The sequence below is a fragment of the Streptomyces sp. SirexAA-E genome (assembly GCF_000177195.2).
Taxonomy (GTDB): Bacteria; Actinomycetota; Actinomycetes; order Streptomycetales; family Streptomycetaceae; genus Streptomyces; species Streptomyces flavovirens.
Map to the genome: position 1 here is coordinate 1,288,723 of NC_015953.1, position 19,770 is coordinate 1,308,492.

The 19,770-nt window shown below is 74.3% G+C and carries 18 protein-coding genes; 11 read left to right on the top strand and 7 right to left on the bottom strand.

Going from position 1 to position 19,770, the window contains the following annotated elements; translation table 11 throughout:
- Window positions 1-30: 30 nt before the first annotated feature.
- Complete coding sequence (locus SACTE_RS05605; protein WP_014045057.1) at window positions 31-1,182, bottom strand: acyl-CoA dehydrogenase family protein; 1,152 nt, start codon at window positions 1,180-1,182, stop codon at window positions 31-33.
- A gap of 65 nt (window positions 1,183-1,247) precedes the next feature.
- Here SACTE_RS05605 and SACTE_RS05610 point away from each other — a divergent pair, with 65 nt between their 5' ends.
- The 4 genes from SACTE_RS05610 (at window position 1,248) to SACTE_RS05625 (ending at window position 4,743) form a co-directional block, all read left to right on the top strand.
- Complete coding sequence (locus SACTE_RS05610; RefSeq protein ID WP_019993949.1) at window positions 1,248-1,922, top strand: TetR/AcrR family transcriptional regulator C-terminal domain-containing protein; 675 nt, start codon at window positions 1,248-1,250, stop codon at window positions 1,920-1,922.
- A 14-nt stretch (window positions 1,923-1,936) separates the two neighbouring features.
- Window positions 1,937-2,662, top strand: a complete 726-nt coding sequence (locus tag SACTE_RS05615; protein ID WP_014045059.1) for a winged helix-turn-helix domain-containing protein — start codon at window positions 1,937-1,939, stop codon at window positions 2,660-2,662.
- 44 nt (window positions 2,663-2,706) lie between these two features.
- Complete coding sequence (locus SACTE_RS05620; RefSeq protein WP_202434207.1) at window positions 2,707-3,696, top strand: DMT family transporter; 990 nt, start codon at window positions 2,707-2,709, stop codon at window positions 3,694-3,696.
- 63 nt (window positions 3,697-3,759) lie between these two features.
- A complete protein-coding gene (locus SACTE_RS05625) occupies window positions 3,760-4,743 on the top strand; it encodes a hypothetical protein (protein ID WP_014045061.1) in 984 nt (327 codons plus the stop codon).
- A 69-nt stretch (window positions 4,744-4,812) separates the two neighbouring features.
- Here the strand turns inward: SACTE_RS05625 and SACTE_RS05630 are convergent, their stop codons facing one another.
- From SACTE_RS05630 to SACTE_RS05640, 3 genes are all read right to left on the bottom strand, one after another.
- Window positions 4,813-5,892 (bottom strand): Zn-dependent alcohol dehydrogenase, encoded by a 1,080-nt coding sequence (locus tag SACTE_RS05630; protein WP_014045062.1) that lies wholly within the window; start codon window positions 5,890-5,892, stop codon window positions 4,813-4,815.
- A 41-nt stretch (window positions 5,893-5,933) separates the two neighbouring features.
- Window positions 5,934-7,328 (bottom strand): aldehyde dehydrogenase family protein, encoded by a 1,395-nt coding sequence (locus tag SACTE_RS05635; protein ID WP_014045063.1) that lies wholly within the window; start codon window positions 7,326-7,328, stop codon window positions 5,934-5,936.
- Between the two features lie 183 nt (window positions 7,329-7,511).
- Complete coding sequence (locus SACTE_RS05640; RefSeq protein ID WP_014045064.1) at window positions 7,512-8,279, bottom strand: TetR/AcrR family transcriptional regulator; 768 nt, start codon at window positions 8,277-8,279, stop codon at window positions 7,512-7,514.
- A gap of 162 nt (window positions 8,280-8,441) precedes the next feature.
- Between SACTE_RS05640 and hmgA the strand changes: the two genes are divergently transcribed.
- The 3 genes from hmgA (at window position 8,442) to SACTE_RS05655 (ending at window position 12,009) form a co-directional block, all read left to right on the top strand.
- Window positions 8,442-9,761, top strand: coding sequence for a homogentisate 1,2-dioxygenase (hmgA, locus tag SACTE_RS05645; protein WP_014045065.1), 1,320 nt, complete (start codon window positions 8,442-8,444; stop codon window positions 9,759-9,761).
- Window positions 9,762-9,804: 43 nt separating this feature from the next.
- Window positions 9,805-10,581 carry a GntR family transcriptional regulator gene (locus tag SACTE_RS05650; protein ID WP_202434206.1) on the top strand — a complete coding sequence of 259 codons (777 nt, stop codon included), beginning with the start codon at window positions 9,805-9,807 and terminating at the stop codon, window positions 10,579-10,581.
- A 198-nt stretch (window positions 10,582-10,779) separates the two neighbouring features.
- Entirely contained in the window at window positions 10,780-12,009 is a 1,230-nt protein-coding gene (locus SACTE_RS05655) for a type ISP restriction/modification enzyme (RefSeq protein WP_014045067.1), read from the top strand.
- A 351-nt stretch (window positions 12,010-12,360) separates the two neighbouring features.
- Here the strand turns inward: SACTE_RS05655 and SACTE_RS05660 are convergent, their stop codons facing one another.
- Window positions 12,361-12,624: a hypothetical protein gene (locus SACTE_RS05660; protein ID WP_026359274.1), complete on the bottom strand. Its 264-nt coding sequence runs from the start codon at window positions 12,622-12,624 to the stop codon at window positions 12,361-12,363.
- Window positions 12,625-12,897: 273 nt separating this feature from the next.
- Between SACTE_RS05660 and SACTE_RS05665 the strand changes: the two genes are divergently transcribed.
- Window positions 12,898-13,992 carry a DUF5925 domain-containing protein gene (locus tag SACTE_RS05665; RefSeq protein ID WP_014045068.1) on the top strand — a complete coding sequence of 365 codons (1,095 nt, stop codon included), beginning with the start codon at window positions 12,898-12,900 and terminating at the stop codon, window positions 13,990-13,992.
- A 68-nt stretch (window positions 13,993-14,060) separates the two neighbouring features.
- On the opposite strand, the gene SACTE_RS05670 is transcribed toward SACTE_RS05665, so the two are convergent.
- Window positions 14,061-14,435, bottom strand: a complete 375-nt coding sequence (locus SACTE_RS05670; protein ID WP_014045069.1) for a GntR family transcriptional regulator — start codon at window positions 14,433-14,435, stop codon at window positions 14,061-14,063.
- 78 nt (window positions 14,436-14,513) lie between these two features.
- On the opposite strand from SACTE_RS05670, the gene SACTE_RS05675 reads away from it, so the two are divergent.
- Window positions 14,514-15,461: a GNAT family N-acetyltransferase gene (locus SACTE_RS05675; RefSeq protein ID WP_014045070.1), complete on the top strand. Its 948-nt coding sequence runs from the start codon at window positions 14,514-14,516 to the stop codon at window positions 15,459-15,461.
- 136 nt (window positions 15,462-15,597) lie between these two features.
- On the opposite strand, the gene SACTE_RS05680 is transcribed toward SACTE_RS05675, so the two are convergent.
- Window positions 15,598-16,752, bottom strand: coding sequence for a methyltransferase domain-containing protein (locus tag SACTE_RS05680; protein WP_014045071.1), 1,155 nt, complete (start codon window positions 16,750-16,752; stop codon window positions 15,598-15,600).
- A gap of 183 nt (window positions 16,753-16,935) precedes the next feature.
- On the opposite strand from SACTE_RS05680, the gene SACTE_RS05685 reads away from it, so the two are divergent.
- Window positions 16,936-18,510 carry an alkaline phosphatase D family protein gene (locus tag SACTE_RS05685; RefSeq protein ID WP_014045072.1) on the top strand — a complete coding sequence of 525 codons (1,575 nt, stop codon included), beginning with the start codon at window positions 16,936-16,938 and terminating at the stop codon, window positions 18,508-18,510.
- Window positions 18,511-18,702: 192 nt separating this feature from the next.
- Complete coding sequence (locus tag SACTE_RS05690) at window positions 18,703-19,734, top strand: lytic polysaccharide monooxygenase (RefSeq protein WP_014045073.1); 1,032 nt, start codon at window positions 18,703-18,705, stop codon at window positions 19,732-19,734.
- Window positions 19,735-19,770: the final 36 nt, after the last annotated feature.

Sequence of the window (19,770 nt, forward strand, 5' to 3'; positions counted from 1 at the left end):
GCCGGTACTCAGGGCGGCGGGCGGGGCGGCTCAGAAGGCGGAGACCCCCGTCAGGGCGCGGCCGATGATCAGCTTCTGGATCTGGCTGGTGCCCTCGTACAGGGTCATCACGCGGGCGTCCCTGACCAGCTTGCCGACCGGGTACTCGTCGATGTACCCGTAACCGCCGAACACCTGGAGCGCGTTGTTGGCCGCGCGGACGGCCGCCTCGGATGCGAAGAGCTTCGCGGTGGAGGCGGCGGTCGCGAAGTCCTGGCCGCGGTCGACGAGATCGGCGACGCGCCAGGTCAGCATGCGGGCCGCGTCGACGTCCACGGAGATGTCGCTGATCAGTTCCTGGACGAGCTGGTAGCTCGCGATGGACTTCCCGAACTGCTCACGCTCGCCCGCGTACCGCACGGCGGCGTCCAGGGCGGCCTGGGCGATGCCGACGCAGCCCGCGGCGACCGACATCCGCCCCTTGGCCAGGGCCGACATCGCGATCGAGAACCCCTTGCCCTCGGGGCCCATGAGGGCGGTGGCCGGGACGCGGACGTCCTCCAGGACCAGCTCGGCGGTGGCCTGGCCGCGCAGGCCGAGCTTGCCGTGCACGGTGCGGCGGGTCAGCCCCGGCGCGTCGGCCGGCACCAGAAAGGCGGAGACACCCCGGTGGCCGGGTGTGTCGCCGGTACGGGCGAAGAGCAGGACGACATCGGCCCAGGTGCCGTTGGTGATGAACATCTTGGAGCCGTTGATCACGTAGTCGTCGCCGTCGCGTACCGCCTTCGTCGCCAGGCTGCCGGCGTCGGAGCCGGTGCCCGGCTCGGTGAGGCCGAAGCAGCCGAGGGCCTCGCCCGAGGTCAGCCGGGGCAGCCACTGCCGCTTCTGCTCCTCGCTCCCCCAGGACGCGACGGTCTTGGCGACCAGGCCGAGCGAGACGGAGACGATGCCGCGGACCGAGGAGTCGCCGCGTCCCAGCTCCTCCGTCACCAGGCAGTACGCCAGGTGGTCCCCGCCCGAGCCGCCGTACTCCTCGGGGATCGTGAGCCCGAGGAAGCCGAGCGCGCCCAGCTTCCTCACGATCGACCTGTCGACACTCTCGGCCCTGTCCCACGCGACGACGTGCGGGGTGATCTCGCGTGCGACGAAGTCCTCGGCGAGCTCCCGTACGGCTTCCTGCTCCTCGCTCAGCTCCAGGTTCATCCTGTGACACCCCACTTTTAATTAGCACTGCTAGTTTTCCCTGCGCAGGCCTTACTATGTGCCGCATGGCCCGACCGCGCAAGCCCCTCCTCAGCAGAGACCGCATCGTCGAGGCGGCGGGCGCCCTCGTGGACGCCGAAGGGCTGGACGCCGTCTCGACCCGCAGGCTGGCGGCGGAGCTGGGGGTCAGCGGGCCTTCGCTCTACAACCACTTCCGCAACAAGGACGAGATCCTGGACGCGGTGGCCGACGCGGTCTCGGCCCAGGTCGACCTGTCGATGTTCGAGGAGTCCGACGCCCGCGACTGGCCGGCCGCCCTGCACGACTGGGCGGTCTCCTACCGGGCCGCGCTCGCCGCGCACCCGCACATCGTCCCCGTCCTCGCCCAGGGGCCGGGGCGCCGCCCGGCGGGGCTGCGGGTCGCCGACGCGGTGTTCGGCGCGATGGTCCGGGCCGGCTGGCCGCCCGCCCAGGCGACGTACATCGGGGCGCTGATGCGCTACTTCGTCACCGGGTCGGCGCTCGGTTCCTTCGCCCGCGGCTTCGTGGACGACGAGACGGCGTACGATCCGGCCGACTACCCGCACCTGGGCCAGGCCCATCTGCTGGCCGAGCGCCGCCAGCAGGTCGACGAGGGCGCCTTCGAGACCGGGCTGCGGGCCCTGCTGGACGGCCTGGCCCAGCAGTACGAGCGGACGGTCACCGGCCGCACCGTTCGGCGGTCGCCGAACGGCGGCTGACGCATCCTGGACCCATGGCCCGTACGACACCGCACGATCCGCAGGCGTCCCGGCTCGCCGCCCTGGCCGGGCTGCTGGCCGACGAGACCCGCGCCCGCTTCTGCCTCGCCCTGCTGGACGGCCGGGCCTGGACCGCGGGCGAACTGGCCCGCGGCGCGGGCGTGGCCCCCTCGACCGCCAGCGAGCACCTGGGGAAGCTGGTGGCCGGCGGGCTGCTGACCGAGGAGCGCCAGGGCCGCCACCGCTATCTGCGCCTCGCCGGCCGACAGGTCGCGCAGCTGGTCGAGGAGCTGGCCGCGCACGCCGCCCCCGGCCCGCAGGCACCCGCCCGCTCGCTGCGCGCGGCGAGCATCGGCAACGCGCTGGCCCGGGGGCGCACCTGCTACGACCACCTCGCGGGGCGGCTGGGCATCCGGATCACCGAGGCGATGACCGAGCGCGGGCTCCTGCGCCAGGACACCGGCTTCGCCCTCACCGAGGACGGCCTGGAGTGGTTCGGCGCGCTGGGCCGCCCGCTGGACGCCTCGGCACGGCGGCCGCTGGCCCGTGGCTGCCTGGACTGGACGGAGCGGCGGCCGCATCTGGCGGGTGCGGCGGGCGCGGCCCTGTGCCGGCACGCGCTGGACGCCGGATGGTGCGAGCGGTTCGGGACGGGGCGCGCGGTGCGGGCCACACCGGACGGGCTGCGGGCGCTGGAGGAGCTGCTGGGTATCGCGCCCTCGACGATTGACGCTCCCTGACAATTCGGTAGGTGCCGAACCGTCGAGGACCTACGGTCGTGGCCATGACGACGACACCGGCCTCGGCAGCCGTTCCGCGCCACGACTGGCGGGCCCCGGCCGCCGCCTGCACCACCGTGGTCCTGTGGGCCTCCGCCTTCGTTTCCATCCGCAGCGCGGGCGGCGCCTACTCACCGGGGGCGCTGGCCCTGGGCCGGCTGCTCGCGGGCGCGCTGACGCTCGGCGTGATCCTGCTCGTACGGCGCGAGGGGCTGCCCGCGCGGGCGGCGTGGCCGGGCATCGTGAAGTCCGGGCTGCTGTGGTTCGGGCTGTACATGGTGGTGCTCAACTGGGGTGAGCGGGAGGTGGACGCCGGCACCGCCGCGATGCTGGTGAACATCGGGCCGATCCTCATGGCCCTGCTGGGCGCCGCGCTGCTGGGTGAGCCGCTGTCACGCCGGCTGCTCACGGGGATGGGGGTGTCGTTCGCGGGTGCGGTGGTCGTGGGGCTGTCGATGTCCGGGCACGGCGGCTCGTCGGTGCTGGGGGTGCTGCTCTGCCTGCTGGCGGCGGTGGCGTACGCGGGCGGGGTGATCAGCCAGAAGCCCTCGCTGTCGTACGGATCGCCGCTCCAGGTGACCACCTTCGGCTGCCTGATCGGCGCGGCCGGGTGCCTGCCGTTCACCGGGGTGCTGGTCTCCGAGGCGGCCGACGCCCCGGCCTCCGCGACCCTGAACATGATCTACCTCGGCGCCTTCCCGACCGCGCTGGCCTTCACCACCTGGGCGTACGCGCTGGCCCGCACCACCGCGGGCCGGATGGGCGCCACGACCTACGCGGTACCCGCGATCGTGGTGCTGATGTCGTGGCTACTGCTCGACGAGGTGCCCGCACCGCTCACGGTGGCCGGCGGCCTGCTCTGCCTCGTCGGCGTGGCCGTCTCACGGAGCCGGGGCCGCGGGAGGCCGGCGTCCGGGAACAGGGCCGAACGGCCCTCCGGCGAGGGCCACACGCCCCTGACGCCGGCCGCGCGGGAGCCCGATGCTGGGAAGTGACCCAGCGTCAGGTGCGGGCGGTGTGCCCGGCCGCACGGGACCCAGCCGCAGGAGGCCTGCGAGATGCCGTACCCCGACCACGCCCTCGACGTGCCGGAGCAGACCGCCGTGGCGGCCGCCGCGGCCTCGGCCCCCTCGGTCCTGAACTCCCAGCCATGGCTGTTCACCACCGGCCCGCAGGGGGTGGAGGTGCACGCCGACCCGCGCAGGGCGCCGACGGCGACGGCGTCGGCACAGCGCGATGTGTACCTCTCGTGCGGGGCGGCGCTGTTCACCGTACGGGCCGCCCTGGCGCGCCTGGACCGCGCGGTGCGGGTGTCGGTGCTGCCGGAGGCCGGGGACCCGCTGTTCGTCGCCCGGGTCACGGTGACCGGTGACGGTGGGGACCCGGAGGCGGCGGCGCTGTACCGCTGGGTGGGCGACCGCCGTACGAACCGCTACCCCTTCCGGCCCGAGCCCGTCCCGGCCGGGGTGCTGGCGCTGCTGAGCGGGGCGGCGGAGCACGAGGGCGCGACGCTGCGCCGGCTGGACGCGGAACCGGAGTACCAGCGGGTGCTGACGCTGATCCGCCGGGCGTCCCTGGCCGAGGACGACGCCGTACGGGAGGACCGGACGGACCGGCTCACCACCGGGGTCCCGCCGGCCGTCCCGGTGGAGAACCTGGGTCCGGTGCCGCGCCGCGACGGCACGGACAGCGGTGCCGTACGCGACCTGGCGCCGGATCTGGCGCTGCCCGGGCGCGGCACGGCCGCCTTCGAACCGCACCCGGAACTCGCCGTCCTGGAGACGGCCGAGGACGGTCCGGCGTCCTGGGTCGCGGCGGGGCAGGCGCTCCAGCGGCTGCTGCTGGAGGCCACCGGGCACGGGATCGCCGCCTCGTTCGCCAACCAGCCGCTGGAGGACGCGGAGCTGCGTGAGGAGGTCTCCAGCAGCGCCGCGCACTTCGGGCATCCGCAGATGGTGCTGCGGATGGGCTACCCGCTGACCCGGCCGCCCGCCGCGCCCCGGCGGCCGCAGCACGAGGTGCTGCGGCGCGTGGGGAGATGAGGGCCGTCAGGCCCGGGGCGCGTTCCGGAGGCGGCGCCTTCCCGCCCGCCGGGTATGACGCGACAGCTCTCAGAAGACGACCAGCGCGCGCCCGCCCCTGCCCGCGGTCATGTGGTCGAACGCGGCCGGGATGCCCTCCAGTCCGATGCGTTCGGTGACCATCATGGAGAGGTCGAAGCGCCCCTGCCTGATGTGCTCGGCGAGGACGGGCAGGTCGCGGGCCGGATCGCTGTTGCCGTACACGCAGCCGGTGAGCGAGCGGCCCCAGTGGAAGATCTCCAGGGCGTTGAAGGTCACCACCTGGTCCTTGCCGCCGATGCCGACGACCGTGGTGCGCCCGCCCCGGCGGGTCGACTCCCACGCCCCGCGGATGGTGGCGGGGCGTCCGACGCACTCGACGGCGACGTCCGCCCCCTGACCAGCCGTCAGCTTGCGGACGGCGCGCGGGGTCGTGTCGGAGGCGATCACGTAGTCGGTGGCCCCCGCCCGGCGGGCGAGGTCCTCCTTCTCCGGGGACACGTCGACGGCGATGATCCTCGACGCCCCGGCGATGCGCGCGGCCTGGAGCACGGCGAGGCCGACCCCGCCGATGCCGAGGACGACGACGCTCTCCCCTTCGCGGACCCGGGCGGAGTGGTGGACGGCCCCGTACCCGGTCAGGACGGCACAGCCGAGCAGCGCGGCGTCGGTGAGCGGGATACCGGCCGGGGCGGGCAGCACGCAGTTGGCGGCGACGACGGTCTCCTGGGCGAACGCGGCGACGTTGAGCCCCGGATGGAGCTCGGTGCCGTCGGCCGTGCGGGCGTGGATGTTCCCGGCGCCCTTGAGTGCGTCGGCGCAGAGCCAGACCTCGCCGATCCCGCAGTGGAAGCACGCTCCGCAGGAGGGCGCCCAGTTGAGGACCACGGCGTCGCCGGGGCCGACGTGCGTGACGTCCTCGCCGACGGCGAGCACCGTGCCGGCGCCCTCGTGCCCGAGGACGGCGGGGACGGGCACGCGCATGGTGCCGTCGGACAGGGACAGGTCGGAGTGGCAGACCCCGGCGGCGGCGAGGGCGACGCTCACCTGGCCGGGGCCGGGCTCCGGCAGTTCGATGTCGGTGATCTCCAGCGGAGCTCCGACGGCGGGCAGTACGGCGGCGCGGACCACGAACAGACTCCTCGGTGGATCGGCGGGCGGCTCGGAACAGCTCAGAACTGGAGGGACTTGGTCTGGAGGTACTCGGCGAGGCCGTGCGGGCCGAGCTCGCGCCCCACCCCCGACTGCTTGTAACCGCCGAAGGGGGCAAGGGGGTTGAAGCGGCCGCCGTTGATGTCCACCTGTCCGGTGTCCATCCGGCGGGCGAACGCGACGGCCTCGGCGTCGTCGGCGGCCCAGACGGCACCGGCCAGCCCGTAGACGGTGCCGTTGGCGATCCTGAGGGCGTCCTCGGTGTCCTCGTAGCGCAGGACGCAGAGCACCGGGCCGAAGATCTCCTCCTGGGCGACGGTCATCTCGGGGGTGACGTCGGCGAGCACGGTGGGGCTGACGTAGTAGCCCCGCTCCCTGGGGGCCTCGGGGCCGCCGGCGACGAGGCGGGCGCCCTCGGCGACGCCCTTCTCGATGTAGCCGCGCACCCGGGCCTGCTGCTTGGCGTTGACGAGGGGGCCGACCCGTTCCCCGGGTACGTACTTGGCGACGGCGGCGGCCGCGAGGGCGACCGCCTCCTCGTACCGTTCGGCGTCGACCAGCATCCGGGTCCAGGCACTGCACGTCTGGCCGGAGTTGGACATGACGTTGGCGACGCCCACGTTGACGGCCTTGGCGAGGTCGGCGCCGGGCAGGATGACGTTGGCTGACTTGCCGCCGAGCTCCAGGGCGACGCGCTTGACGGCGGCGCCGGCGGTGGCGCCGATCTGCCGGCCGACGGCCGTCGAGCCGGTGAAGGAGACCAGGTCGACGCCCTCGTGCTCGGCCAGTGCCTGTCCGGCGACCGGACCGAGGCCGGTGACGAGGTTGAAGACGCCGTCCGGCAGGCCCGCCTCCTCGACGGCCTCGGCGAAGAGCTGGGCGGTGAGCGGGGTGTCCTCGGCGGGCTTGAGGACGACGGTGCAGCCGGCGGCGAGGGCGGGGGCCACCTTGGCGACGATCTGGTGGAGCGGGTAGTTCCAGGGGGTGATCGCCCCGACGACTCCGACGGGCTCCAGCAGGACGGTGGAGTTGCCCAGCTCCTCCTCGAAGGAGTAGGAGGCGGCCAGTTCGGCGTACGAGCCCGCGACCAGCACGGGGACCCCGGCGTGCACCGCCTGGGAGAGCGGCGGCGGGGAGCCGAGCTCGGCGGTGACGGTCTCCGCGATCTCGTCCTTGCGGGCCGCCAGCACGTCACGCAGGGCCGCGATCCTGGCCGCGCGCCCGGCGGGCGGGGTGGCCGCCCAGCCGGGGAAGGCGGCCCGTGCGGCGTGTACTGCGGCGTCGACGTCCTCGGCGGTGCCGGCCGGGACGTGCCCGATGACCTGCTCGTCCGCCGGGTTCACGACCGCGATCGTGTCCTGGCCGCGCGCGGGCCGCCACCGGCCGCCGATGTACATGCCCTCGTGTGCCTTCATGGCAGTTCCTCCCGGGTTCGCTGTGCCTGCCGCCGGAGCCGTGCGCCGTACGGACGGTTCCCTCCCGCCGCCCCAAACTAGCGCCGTTAGTTTTTGGGCGCCAGGGATCGGCCGGAGACACAGGTCACGCGCGGAAGGTGCGTGTTCTCCGTTCCGGCGGGGCGGAAGAGGCCCGCGGGCCTCTCAGCCGAAGACCTGGGCGAGGTAGGCGCGGAGCAGCACCCGGGTCTCGGCGATCAGCGCGGGATCGCCCGACGGGTCGGTGCGGAAGGCGAGTTGGAGCAGGGCGTCGGCGGCCTCCACACAGACGAGGACGGCACGCAGGAGGGCGGGGTCGGCGGGCGCGGGGTCACCTGGGCCGGGCTCCGCGCCGGAACCGCCGGGGCCGTCCGCCACGTCCGGGCCCGCGTCCGCGTCCGGCCCCGGTTCCGGGCCGGCGACCGGCTCCACCCCCCGGCCGAAGACGGCGGCGGCCCGGCCCGGCGCCCGGACGAGGTGTCCGGCCAGCAGCGCCGCCAGCCGCCCGGCGACCCGCCGGTTGGCCTCGTCGGGCGCGTCCGCGACGGGCACGGGCGGCCCGAAGTCGACCAGGCCGAAGCCCGGCACCGCGCGCTTCATCGCCAGGTACTCGTCCAGGACGGCATCGATCGCCGCACGCCACTCGGAGGCCGGGATGTCCGCGAGGCGGCCGGCTATCCGCTCGGCGTAGACGTCCAGGTTCCGTTCGGCCAGGGCGTCGACCAGCGCCCGCTTGTTGGGGAAGAAGCGGTAGACGGAGCCGATGGGCACCCCGGCCCGGTCGGCGACCGCGCGGGTGGACAGCTGCTCGTATCCGGTCTCGTCGAGCAACTCGGCCCCCGCGTCCAGGATGCGGGCCAGCCGTTCGGCGCTGCGCTGCTGGACGGGGACACGCCGGAGGTTCGCGTGGGGGTGAGGAGGCACGCTCTCCATGATGCCGTGGGCACGGCGGCCGGTTCCGCGCGGTGCCGCCCGAGGACACACCCGGCTGCGCCACGAATGCCGTTGACGGGCAGCTCCCGGATTCCTACGGTTGCCCATAGGATTCCTCGTCAGGGATCCGGTCCAGCCACGTGATCGCACCGGGAGCGCATGATGAGCGGCATCGAAGAGACGAGGAAAGCGGCCGAAGGCCTCGCGCACAGTGCCGGTTTCGGCAACGAACACAGCTCCGAGGCCGTCCCGGGCGCACTGCCGCACGGCCGCAACTCACCGCAGCGCGCCCCCCTCGGGCTCTACGCGGAGCAGCTGAGCGGTTCGGCGTTCACCGAGCCCCGCGCCCGCAACCGGCGCTCCTGGCTCTACCGGATCCGCCCCTCGGCCGCGCACCCGGCGTTCACCCGCACCGACAACGGCACCCTGCGGACCGCGCCGTTCACCGAGACGGTCACCGACCCCAACCGGCTGCGCTGGGACCCGCTGCCCGACCCGGCACCCGGCACGGACTTCCTGGCCGGCCTGTGGACGCTCGGCGGCAACGGCGACGCCACGCGGCGCACCGGCATGGCCATCCACCTGTACAGCGCCGACACCTCCATGACCGACCGGGTGTTCAGCGACTCCGACGGCGAGCTGCTGATCGTCCCCGAGCGGGGCGGACTGCTGCTGCGGACCGAGCTGGGCCTGCTGCGCGCGGAGCCCGGGCACGTGGCGCTGATCCCCCGGGGCGTCCGCTTCCGGGTCGAGCTCCTGGACGCCACCGCCCGGGGTTACGTCTGCGAGAACTACGGGCAGCCGTTCGTCCTCCCCGACCTCGGCCCGATCGGCGCCAACGGACTCGCCAACGCGCGGGACTTCCTGGCCCCCGTCGCCGCGTACGAGGACCGCGAGGGCCCCGTCGAGGTGGTCAACAAGTTCTGCGGCAACCTCTGGTCGGCGACGTACGACCACTCGCCGCTGGACGTCGTCGCCTGGCACGGCAACCACACGCCGTACGTCTACGACCTGCGCCGCTTCAACGTGATCGGCAGCATCAGCTACGACCACCCCGACCCGTCGATCTTCACGGTGCTGACCTCCCCGTCCGACACGCCGGGGCTGGCCGGGGTCGACTTCGTCGTCTTCGCGCCCCGCTGGCTGGTCGGTGAGGACACCTTCCGCCCGCCGTACTTCCACCGCAACGTGATGAGCGAGTACATGGGGCTGATCGAGGGCGCGTACGACGCGAAGGCGGCCGGGTTCGTGCCCGGCGGCGGGTCGCTGCACAACATGATGTCGGCGCACGGCCCGGACCGGGAGACCTTCGAGCGGGCCGGGGCGGCCGAGTTGAAGCCGCAGAAGATCGACGACGGGCTGGCGTTCATGTTCGAGACGCGCTGGCCGGTCACGGCGACGGCGCAGGCCGCCGGAGCGGACCATCTCCAGCGCGGGTACGACGACGTGTGGCAGGGTCTGAGCCGCGACTTCCGGCCGTGAGCCCCCGCGGCCGGTCATCGAGCGGAGAGGCCGGGTGAACCGGATGGACCAGGTGAACGAGGCGCGCCCCGCGCCCGCCTTCGCCCCTGACTCCCTGGTGCTCAACCGGAAGCTGCCGCTCTGGTACCAGGTCTCGCAGTCCCTGCGGGCGTCCGTACTGGGCCGCCCGCAGGACGCCTCCTCACGGCTGCCGACCGAGGAGCAGCTCGCCGCGCACTACGGCGTCAGCGTGCTCACCATGCGCCAGGCGCTCAAGGAGCTGGAGTCGGAGGGCCTGATCAGCAGGCACCGCAGGCGCGGCACGTTCATCGAGCCGCGCGCCCGGCGGGTGTCACCGGTCCGGCTGCTGGGTTCGATCGACGCGATCGTCGCCCAGCAGTCCGGCGAGCGGACCACCGTACTCGGCCACGGCCCGGCCCCGGTGCCGGGGGACCTGGCGGAGTTCTTCCCGGACTGCGCCGAGGTGATGACCTACCGGCGGCTGCGCTGCGAGGAGGCGACCGGAGAGCCCACCAACTGGGCCGAGAACGCGGTGCGCCGCGACCTCGCGGACCGTATCGACGTGGCCGATCTGGAGCGGTGGCCGATGACGAAGGTGCTGCGCGACGGCGTCGGCGTACGGATCGCCCGGATCACGGACACGGTCGAGGCCCGCCTCGCCGACCCGGCCACCGCCGAGCTGCTCCAGGTGCCGCTGCTCAGCCCGATCCTGCACTGCACGGGGGTGGCGTACGACGAGGACGGCCGGGTGGTGGATGTGGCGCGCATCCGCTACCGAGGGGACCGTTTCTCGTTCTCCGTGACGGTGGACGCGCACTGACCGGGTGCGCGCACCGGCCGTCTCCCGCCGGACCCGGCGGCCCCGCCACGACCTGGTCTACGGGAAGGGCCGGCCCGCGGGCGCGGCGTGCGGCTTCCGGTCCACGGCAGAGGCGGGGCGCCGCGGACCCGTTCGCCGTCGTACGCCGGGTCGTTACGATGCCGAGGGCGGCGGACGGGTCGAGGGGAGGACCGCACGGTGGCATCGCACGAGGCGGCCGGGGCCGACGCGAGCGCGGGGATCCCGTCGCTGGACGACCTGATGCCCTGGTCGGTGCGGCCGCTGCGGACGGGGCGCCCCTGGGTGACGGCGCCCGACGCGGCCTGCCTGCGGGCCCGGTGGGACCGGCTGGTCCGGGCCGAGGGCGCCGAGCGGGAGCGGCTGTTCGGGCCCACCCGTTCCCGTACGCCGTGGACGGCGGCCACCGCGCTGCCGGGCCGGTCCACCGGGACGGGTGCCTTCGCCCGTGACCCCGGCCCGTACCCCGACCCCGTACGGATCCTGCACGGTCCCTTCGACGAGCAGTGGATGATCCCCGACCACCGGCTGCTCGACGCGGCCCGGCCCGAGCTGTGGCGGGTCGCCGACGGCCACCAGATCTTCGCCGTGGAGCACGGGTACGTGCCCGCCGCGGCCGGACCCGCCCTGTCGGCCACCGCGCTGCTGCCCGACGGCCACTCACCCGCGGGCCGCCCGGGCCGGATCCGGCCCCTCTACCGGCGGCCGGGCGGCCTGGAGCCCAATCTCACGCCGGGGCTGCCGGAGCTGCTGCACCGCCGGTACGGCGCCCCGGTCACCGCCCCGGCGGTCCTGGCCTGGGCGCTGGCCGCGGCCCGCCCCTCGCCCGCCGGACCGCTCGTGCCGCTCCCCGCCGACGGCGCCCTGTGGGCGGACGGTGTGGAGCTCGGCCGGGAGCTGCTGCGGCTCCAGCTGCGCGGGGCGCGCGGCGGGGAGCGGCCCCGCCTCCCCGGTGGCCACCGGCCCTACGTACGGGCCGCGATCCCGCCCCGGCCCCGCGCGCTGGACTACGACCCGGAGACCCGGACACTCGCCCTGGACGAGGGCCGCGTCTCGCCCGTGCCCGCAGGGGCCTGGGAGTTCCGGGTGGGCGGTGTGCGGATGCTGGAGCTGTGGTTCGCCCGCCGCACCGCGCCGGAGGGGGCCGAGGGCCTGGCGGCGCTGCGCCCGCGCGTCTGGCCGCAGGAGTGGACCTCGGAGCTGCTGGAGCTGATCACCGTGCTCGCCCTGCTCGACGGGGTGCGGCCCCGGCAGGAGGCGCTGCGGGACCGGCTCGACCGGTCGCCCGCCGTGAGCCGACAGGACCTGTACGCCGCCGGGGTCCTCCCGCCGCCCGCACCGGCCCGGCGTCCCGCCTCCGTGCTGGACCACCGGGAGGAGGGTCCGGAGGGGCAGTTCGCGCTGCTCTGAGTCCGGGTGGGAGCCGGGTGTCGTGGGGCTGCCTCCCGCACGGCGAACGGGGATCGCCCGCACCGGGCCGAACACGGTCGCCGATGTCGCGGCCCGTCCGCGGCCGGCCGCGCGGGGCCGCAGGCAGGAGGGGGCTCACTCGTGGGGGCGCCGCGGGCGCTGCTTCTGCCGATGCACGCTGCCGGGTGGGGCGAGGACGCCGATGGGTGCCGCACCGGCGCCGGGGGAACACACCGACGCAACGCTGCGGGCCCTGGGGATGACGGGCGAGCGGATCGCAGCACTGCGCCGGGACGAAGTGGTCTCGGACACGGCCCGGAGCGGCGGGCCGGACCGTGTGAGCGCCGTCGGTCAGCGGCGGCTGCCGAAGAGCGAGCGCCTCAGCCGCCGCAGCGGCGCGAAGAGCGAGACACGCGCGCTTCTGCTCCTCCGGCTGTGCGAGGCGTCGCGCGAGGTCAGCTCCAGCATCAGCAGCGTCGCTTCCGCCGAATCGCCCTGCGGCACGGCAGGGCCGCCCAGCACTGCGAGATGGCGGTCGAGCCGCGAACTGGTCGCACTGCTCCCACATGTAATGGCAGGCACACGCGGCCTGCTGCGCACCGTTATCTGTTCCATGTCACTCCCCACCCGTACGAGGGCACCCGGCCCGGGCAGGTTAACCCTATCGTCCCGCGGTGACACTCGTGTATCCCGGCTGCGTGATTGCACACGTGTACACGGGTGTTGACGTCCCGTTACCGATGACGACCGGTTCCGGACCGCCCCCGGAGGACCGGCACGCCGACGGGTCTTCCGGCCCGACGCGCGCCCCCGCGGCGACGGGACATCGCGGGGGCGGCTCGCGAAACCTGCGTGCGCCGGGTGCCGCCGTGACGGATCATGGGCGCCATGTCTGCCACCCCCGAGTCCGCTCTGCCGATCCGGCTCACCATCGACGACAGTGATTCACCGTCCGATGTCGTGGACGCCCTCTTCCTCGGCCGTTTCGCGACGGGCGAGCAGCCGTACGCGCACAGTTCCTCGCTCGACCGGGTGAAAGCGGGGGCCACCCTGCTGCCCGAGGCGGCGACGGTGCTGCGGGCCGCCCGTGACGACGACCGCAGCGCGACGCTGGCCGAGGGCGAGGGGTGGACGCTGCTGGTCTCGCGGTGGAACCGGGGCGCCGACGTGACGGTCACCGCGACCACCCCCGAGCTGGCCGAGAAGGTCCTCACCGAGGCGACCGCCGGGGCCCAGGACGAACCGGAGCCGCAGCCCGACAACGTGACGATGGGCTTCTGGTACGTCTCCCCGCGCCGCGGCCCGTACCGGACGACCCGGCAGATCGCCGCGGGTACCTGGGACGAGGTCCGGAACAACTACACGGCGCCGGTTGCCGACGCGATGGACCGGCTGATGAAGGTCACCCCGGACGACATCGCCGGACGGCTGCTCCTGCTGCACGGCCCGCCGGGCACCGGCAAGACCTCCGCGCTGCGCACCCTCGCCCGCTCCTGGCGGGACTGGTGCCAGGTCGACTGCGTGCTGGACCCGGAGCGCCTCTTCAACGACGTCGGCTATCTGATGGACATCGCCATCGGTGAGGACGAGGGCTCGGCGAAGGGCCGCTGGCGGCTGCTGCTCCTGGAGGACTGCGACGAGCTGATCCGCGGCGAGGCCAAGCACACGGCGGGGCAGGCGCTGTCCCGGCTGCTGAACCTGACGGACGGTCTGCTGGGCCAGGGCCGCAACGTGCTGGTGGGGGTGACGACCAACGAGGACCTGGAGCGGCTGCACCCCGCGGTCGTCAGGCCGGGCCGCTGCCTGGCCCGGATCGAGGTCGGCCCGCTGACCCGTGCCGAGTCGGTGTCCTGGCTGGGTACCCAGGAAGGGCTCGGCCGGGAGGGCACGACCCTCGCCGAGCTGTTCGCGCTGCGGCGCGGCAGCGGCCCCGCGTCGGTCCCGAAGCAGGACGCGGGGGCGGACGCGGGCCTGTACCTCTGAGCCTGCCCCCGATCGGAGCCCGCCGGGTGGCCTTCGTCCGCACGGCCGCAGGCCACCCGGCAGGCCCTTCAGCCCCCGTAGGCCGCCCGGACCGCGTCCTCGGCCCCGGACAGGGCCTCGGCGCGTGACAGGCCGAGGCGCCTGGCCTGTTCGGCGTACTCCTGGGCCGCGGCGGCCGCTTTGCGCCGGGCCGTGCCGCCCGCGGCGGCGACGAAGGTCCCGTTGCGGCCCCGGGTCTCGATGACCCCGTCGGCCTCCAGGGCGCGGTAGGCCTTGGCCACCGTGTTGGCGGCGAGGCCCAGTTCCTCGGCGAGGCCGCGCACCGTAGGGAGCCGGAAGCCGACGGGCAGGGTGCCGGAGCGGGCCTGTTCGGAGAGCTGGGCGCGCAGTTGCTCGTAGGGCGCGACGGCGGAGTCCGGGTCAAGGGCGATCGTCAGGGTCACGGGCCGATTCTCCCCCCAGGACCCCACGGCCGGAAATTCGGAGGCGGCCGCCCCGCCCGTCCGCGTAGCGTCCGGCGCATGACGGTGAAAGTTCGCGACCTCCTCCCCGCCGACGCCGAGGACTTCGTACGGGTGCGGCGGGCGGCGCTCCCTTACATGGTGACGACCGCGGAGCAGGTCGTGCGCGACCTGGCCGACGCGCATCCCGACAGGCGCTACCGCCTGCTGGTCGCGGAGGAGGACGGCGAGGTGATCGGCACCGCGCAGGTGGGTGTCGCCCACGAGAGCCCGGTGCCGGGCCAGGGCTTCTGCACCCCGTACACACATCCCGACCACCGGGGCAGGGGCGCCGGTTCGCTGCTCGTGCGGACGGCCGAGGAGTATCTCGCCGGGGTGGGCGCCACCTCCGTCTACACCTGGGTGCTGGACGAGCCGGCCAATCGCGCGTTCGCCGCGAAGCGGGGGTACGAGCCGCGCCGCCGGGCGCACTTCCTGCGCCTCGACCTGGCACACGGCACCCTGCCGCCGCTCCCGGATCTTCCCGCCGGTGTGGAGCTGCGGACCGGGGCGGACTTCGCGGGCGACCCGCGCCCGCTGTTCCGGGCGGACGCGGAGGCGACGGCGGACGAACCGTCCGACGTCCCCGCGGAGCTGTCCGACTACGAGGACTGGCTGGCCACGACGTGGCACCGGCCCTCCCTGGACCACGGCCTCACCTCGGTCGTGGTGGTGGACGGGGAGGTGGCGGCGTTCAGCGCCGCCCAGACCGACGGGGAGAGCCGGTACGGGACGGCCATGACCGGAACCCGGCGGGCCTACCGTGGCCGGGGCCTGGCCAAGCTCGCCAAGACCGACTCGCTGCGCCGCGCGCGGGCCGCCGGCTACACCGACGCCTACACCGGCAACGACGCGGGCAACGCCCCGATGCTGGCGATCAACACCTGGTTCGGATACACCGTCTGCGCCACGGAGGTACGTCACGTGCGCCCCCTCGTCCGGCCCGGGAACACGCCCACGGTGCTATGACGCGCTTCGATGAGCTCGGCGCCCTCGCGACAACGCCGGCGCCTCCCGGTGCGGCCCTTCGCGGAGCCGGCCGAGGACGACTGGAAGCTCGCCCCGGACACCGGCCTCTTCACCACCCCCGACTTCATGGTCGCCGTCAGTCCGCCTCCGCCTCCGCGAGATCGGGCACCCGCGGCCCGATGTGGGGGAGCTGTGCGGCGGGGACGGCGGACAGCGGCAGCGGTACGGCGCGTGCGATCCGGCCCGGGTCGTGGGCGACGGTGTCGCCGTCCTGGTGCCAGTGGATCAGGAAGCGCTCCCCGGCGCGGTATCCGTCGAGGCCGGCCCGGCAGTAGGCGACCATGTCGTCGGGCAGTGCGTCCAGCCGGTACCAGGCGAGCTCGGAGCACTTCTCGGGTTCGGCGTTGCGCGGGGGCCGCTCCGGGTCGTACTCGGCCTCGAAGAACCAGCCCATCCGCGGGTCACCGCCGGGGCCGCGGTGCTGCATGACCAGGGCCACCCGCAGTTCGTCCGGGTCCAGCTCGACGCCGATCTCCTCGGCCGCCTCCCGGATCACGGCCTCGCGGACGTCCTCGCCGTCCTCCGCGTGGCCCGAGGGGGCGTGGAGCAGTCCGTCCGCGTATCCCGTGCCCGCCCGCCGGGCGAGCAGCACCTCGGGGCCGCGCCGCAGGAGGAGGTGGACGTCCACCACCTCCGTGTGCCGGTGCGGCGGTTCGGCGCGGGCCACCAGGGCGTACCGGTCGTCGTCGACCTCCTTGCCCCAGAGCCGCGCGTCACCGGAGAGCGGCTCGTGGTGGATGCGCTCGGCGAAAGGGGCGAGCAGCGCGGTGAGGCGGGCCGCCGACAGGCCCGTACCGCCCCACACCCCTTCGATCAGCACCAGCCGGCCGCCCGGCCTCAGCAGGGAGAACCAGTGGCGCAGGGCGGCTTCGGGGTCGGGCAGCAGCCACACCACGTGCCGGGCCAGGATCACGTCGAAGCGCCGGGGGCCGACCGGCGGTTGGGCCGCGTCGCCCACGAGGACCTCGGCGCCGGTCCCGGCGAGCTTGGCCCGTGCCCGTGCGGCCATGCGCGGCGACCGGTCGACGGCGGTGACCCGGTGCCCCTGGCCGGCGGCCAGGAGCGCCAGGCTGCCGGTGCCGCATCCGAGGTCGAGCACCGCGGACCGGGCCGTCGGCAGCCAGGTCTCCATCCGCCGCGCCCAGGCGTTGCGGACGGCCGGGTCGAGGAGGCCGTGATCGGGCTCGTGGTCGAAGGAGTCGGCGGCGGCGTCCCAGTCGATCGTGGTCATGCTCCGATCCTCTCAGCCGCCACCGACAATCCGTCAGGACCGGGCACGGGCGGGGAGGGGAACGCCGGAGGGCGGGTGCCGTGTTCACATGTCGCTCGGCCCCCGGTCACGCGTCGAACGTGGGCATGACACCAACACCCGGCAGTGTCTTCGAGGTTGGCGCACATCAACCGAGGAGGACCCGTGATCGACCGTTCCGTCTCCCGTCGGCAGATGTTCGGATTCGGCGGGGCCGCGGCCGCCGCACTGATGCTCGGAACGGGTGCGTGGGAGACGCATTCCGCGTTCGCCGCGCCCGCGTTGAAGGGGGATCCGTTCACCCTGGGGGTCGCCTCCGGTGATCCGACGGCGGACGGCGTCGTGCTGTGGACGCGGCTGGCTCCCGACCCCTTCGCCGAGGACGGCCTCGGCGGTATGCCGCCTGCTCCCGTCCGCGTCCACTACGAGGTGGCGCTGGACGAGCGGTTCCGCCGCGTCGTACGCCGGGACAGTGTCGTCGCGACCCCCGAACTGGCGCACTCCGTCCACCCCGAGGTGCACGGCCTCGCCCCCGACCGCACGTACTGGTTCCGCTTCAGGGCGGGCTCGGAGATCTCCCCCGTGGGCCGCACCCGCACCACCCCGGCGCCGTGGGACTCCCCGCGCCGGCTGAGGTTCGCCTTCGCCTCCTGCCAGGCCTGGCAGGACGGCTACTACACGGCCTACCGGCACATGGCCCAGGAGGACCTGGACCTGGTGGTGCACCTGGGCGACTACCTGTACGAGTACGGCGTCAAGACGAACAAGCGCGGGGTGAGCACCGACCCGAGGTTCCACACGGAGACCCTCGACCTGGCCCGCTACCGCCTCCAGTACGGCCTCTACAAGTCCGAGGCGCCGCTGCGCGAGGCACACGCCGCCTTCCCGTGGATCATGACCTTCGACGACCACGAGGTGGAGAACAACTGGGCGGACGAGACCTCCGAGAACAACGACGACCCGGCGGCCTTCCTGCTCCGCCGGGCCGACGCGTTCCAGGCCCTGTACGAGCACGCGCCGCTGCGCCACACGCAGCTGCCCAAAGGCCCCGACGTGCAGATGTACCGCAGGCTCCCGTACGGGCGGCTCGCCGATTTCACGATGCTCGACACCCGCCAGTACCGCGACGACCAGGCCTGCGGCGACGGCTCGTCGGCCGACTGCGCCGAACGGTTCGACCCGGACCGGACCCTGCTCGGCGCCCGGCAGCGGGACTGGGTCCTCAAGGGCTTCAGCCGCTCCCGGGCGCGCTGGCAGATCCTCGGCAACCAGGCGCCGATGGGCCAGACCGACCAGGACCCGGGCCCGGGCACGACGGTCTGGACGGACCCGTGGGACGGCTACGTCGCCGAGCGCAACCGCCTGCTGGCCGAGGCGGACACCCGCGGGGTGCGCAACCTGGTCGTCGTCACGGGCGACCGGCACCAGAACTACGCGTGGGACCTGAAGCGCGACTACTCCGACCCGGAATCGGCGACCGTGGGCTCGGAGTTCGTGGGCACCTCGATCACGAGCGGCGGCGACGGCGACGACATGACGGCCGAGGGCGAGAAGTTCCTCGCGGCCAACCCGCACATGAAGTTCTTCAACAACCAGCGCGGCTACGTGCGGGTCACGGTGGACCGTGACCGCTGGACGAGCGACTTCCGCGTCCTGCCCTTCGTGACGAAGCCGGACGCGCCGATCAGCACGCGCGCGAGCGTGGTCGTGGAGGACGGGACGCCGGGCGTCCAGGTCTGACACCCGGTCACGTCCGGAGGTCTCCGGGCGCCGTCCCGGAGGCCTCCGGCGGGTCTTCCCGATCCCTCCCCTAACCGACCCTTAAGCCCACCATAACGATCCCCACCTGCGGCTTTCCACGGCCGATCCCCTCCTCGCCGGCGGCTAACGTCCTGGTCACCCAGACGTGTCCGCCGAAGGAGAACCACCACCATGGCCGTCATCACCACCGCCCGCCGCAGGCTCGCCTCAGGCGTCGTCGCGCTCGGCGTCGTGCCGCTCGCCCTGACGGGTCTGTCCGCCGCCCCGGCCGCAGCGCACGGTTCGCTGAGCGACCCGGTGAGCCGGGTCTCGGCCTGTTTCGCGGAGGGTCCGGAGAGTCCGCGGTCGGCCGCGTGCCAGGCGGCCGTGGCGGCGGGCGGCACCCAGGCGCTGTACGACTGGAACGGCGTGAACATCGCGAACGCGGCCGGCAAGCACCGCGAGCTGATCCCGGACGGCAAGCTGTGCAGCGCGGGCAACGACAAGTTCAAGGGGCTCGACCTGCCCCGCGCCGACTGGCCGTCCACCCCGATGGAGGCGGGCGGCCACACCTTCCGGTTCCGGGCCACCGCCCCGCACAAGGGCACCTTCGAGCTGTACCTGACCAAGGCCGGTTACGACCCGGCGCAGCCCCTGAAGTGGTCGGACCTCCAGGAGAAGCCGTTCGCCACGGCCACCGACCCGTCGCTGGAGGACGGGTCGTACGTCTTCGACGGCACCGTCCCCGAGGCGACGGGGCGTCAGCTTGTCTACACGGTCTGGCAGCGGTCGGACTCCCCGGAGGCCTTCTACGCCTGCTCCGACGTGGTCTTCGGCGGAGAGGGCTCCGGCAGCGGCTCGGTCGCGGCCGTCCCGGCCCCGGCCGCGTCGGCCCCGTCCGAGCAGGACATCGACGCGGGCGCCGCCAAGTCGTCCGTCGAGCACGGCGGACACGGTGACGACGACGCCTCGACCGGTGCGGAGGTCACACGAGCGGCTCCGGCCGCCCCGGCCGCCACCGCCCCGGCGACCACCGCCCCGGCCCTGTCGGCCAACGCCCCGGAGCCGGACAGCGCCGCCACGGGCGAACGCCTCGCCGAGACCGGCGGCGACGACTCCACCACCTCTCTCGCGATCGGCGGTGCCGCCGCGCTGGCCGTGGGGGCGGGCGTCCTGTTCGCCTCGGCCCGGCGCCGGGCGGCCGCCGGAACGCACCGGCGCTGAGCACCGGCCGCCGGGCCCCCGCGCACCTGACCGCGT

Excerpts from the sequence above, each read along its gene's own strand:
- SACTE_RS05605 (WP_014045057.1), bottom strand. The coding sequence starts at position 1,182 with ATGAACCTGGAGCTGAGCGAGGAGCAGGAAGCCGTACGGGAGCTCGCC.
- SACTE_RS05610 (WP_019993949.1), top strand. The coding sequence starts at position 1,248 with ATGGCCCGACCGCGCAAGCCCCTCCTCAGCAGAGACCGCATCGTCGAG.
- SACTE_RS05615 (WP_014045059.1), top strand. The coding sequence starts at position 1,937 with ATGGCCCGTACGACACCGCACGATCCGCAGGCGTCCCGGCTCGCCGCC.
- SACTE_RS05620 (WP_202434207.1), top strand. The coding sequence starts at position 2,707 with ATGACGACGACACCGGCCTCGGCAGCCGTTCCGCGCCACGACTGGCGG.
- SACTE_RS05625 (WP_014045061.1), top strand. The coding sequence starts at position 3,760 with ATGCCGTACCCCGACCACGCCCTCGACGTGCCGGAGCAGACCGCCGTG.
- SACTE_RS05635 (WP_014045063.1), bottom strand. The coding sequence starts at position 7,328 with ATGAAGGCACACGAGGGCATGTACATCGGCGGCCGGTGGCGGCCCGCG.
- SACTE_RS05640 (WP_014045064.1), bottom strand. The coding sequence starts at position 8,279 with ATGGAGAGCGTGCCTCCTCACCCCCACGCGAACCTCCGGCGTGTCCCC.
- hmgA (WP_014045065.1), top strand. The coding sequence starts at position 8,442 with ATGAGCGGCATCGAAGAGACGAGGAAAGCGGCCGAAGGCCTCGCGCAC.
- SACTE_RS05650 (WP_202434206.1), top strand. The coding sequence starts at position 9,805 with ATGGACCAGGTGAACGAGGCGCGCCCCGCGCCCGCCTTCGCCCCTGAC.
- SACTE_RS05660 (WP_026359274.1), bottom strand. The coding sequence starts at position 12,624 with ATGGAACAGATAACGGTGCGCAGCAGGCCGCGTGTGCCTGCCATTACA.
- SACTE_RS05665 (WP_014045068.1), top strand. The coding sequence starts at position 12,898 with ATGTCTGCCACCCCCGAGTCCGCTCTGCCGATCCGGCTCACCATCGAC.
- SACTE_RS05675 (WP_014045070.1), top strand. The coding sequence starts at position 14,514 with ATGACGGTGAAAGTTCGCGACCTCCTCCCCGCCGACGCCGAGGACTTC.
- SACTE_RS05680 (WP_014045071.1), bottom strand. The coding sequence starts at position 16,752 with ATGACCACGATCGACTGGGACGCCGCCGCCGACTCCTTCGACCACGAG.
- SACTE_RS05690 (WP_014045073.1), top strand. The coding sequence starts at position 18,703 with ATGGCCGTCATCACCACCGCCCGCCGCAGGCTCGCCTCAGGCGTCGTC.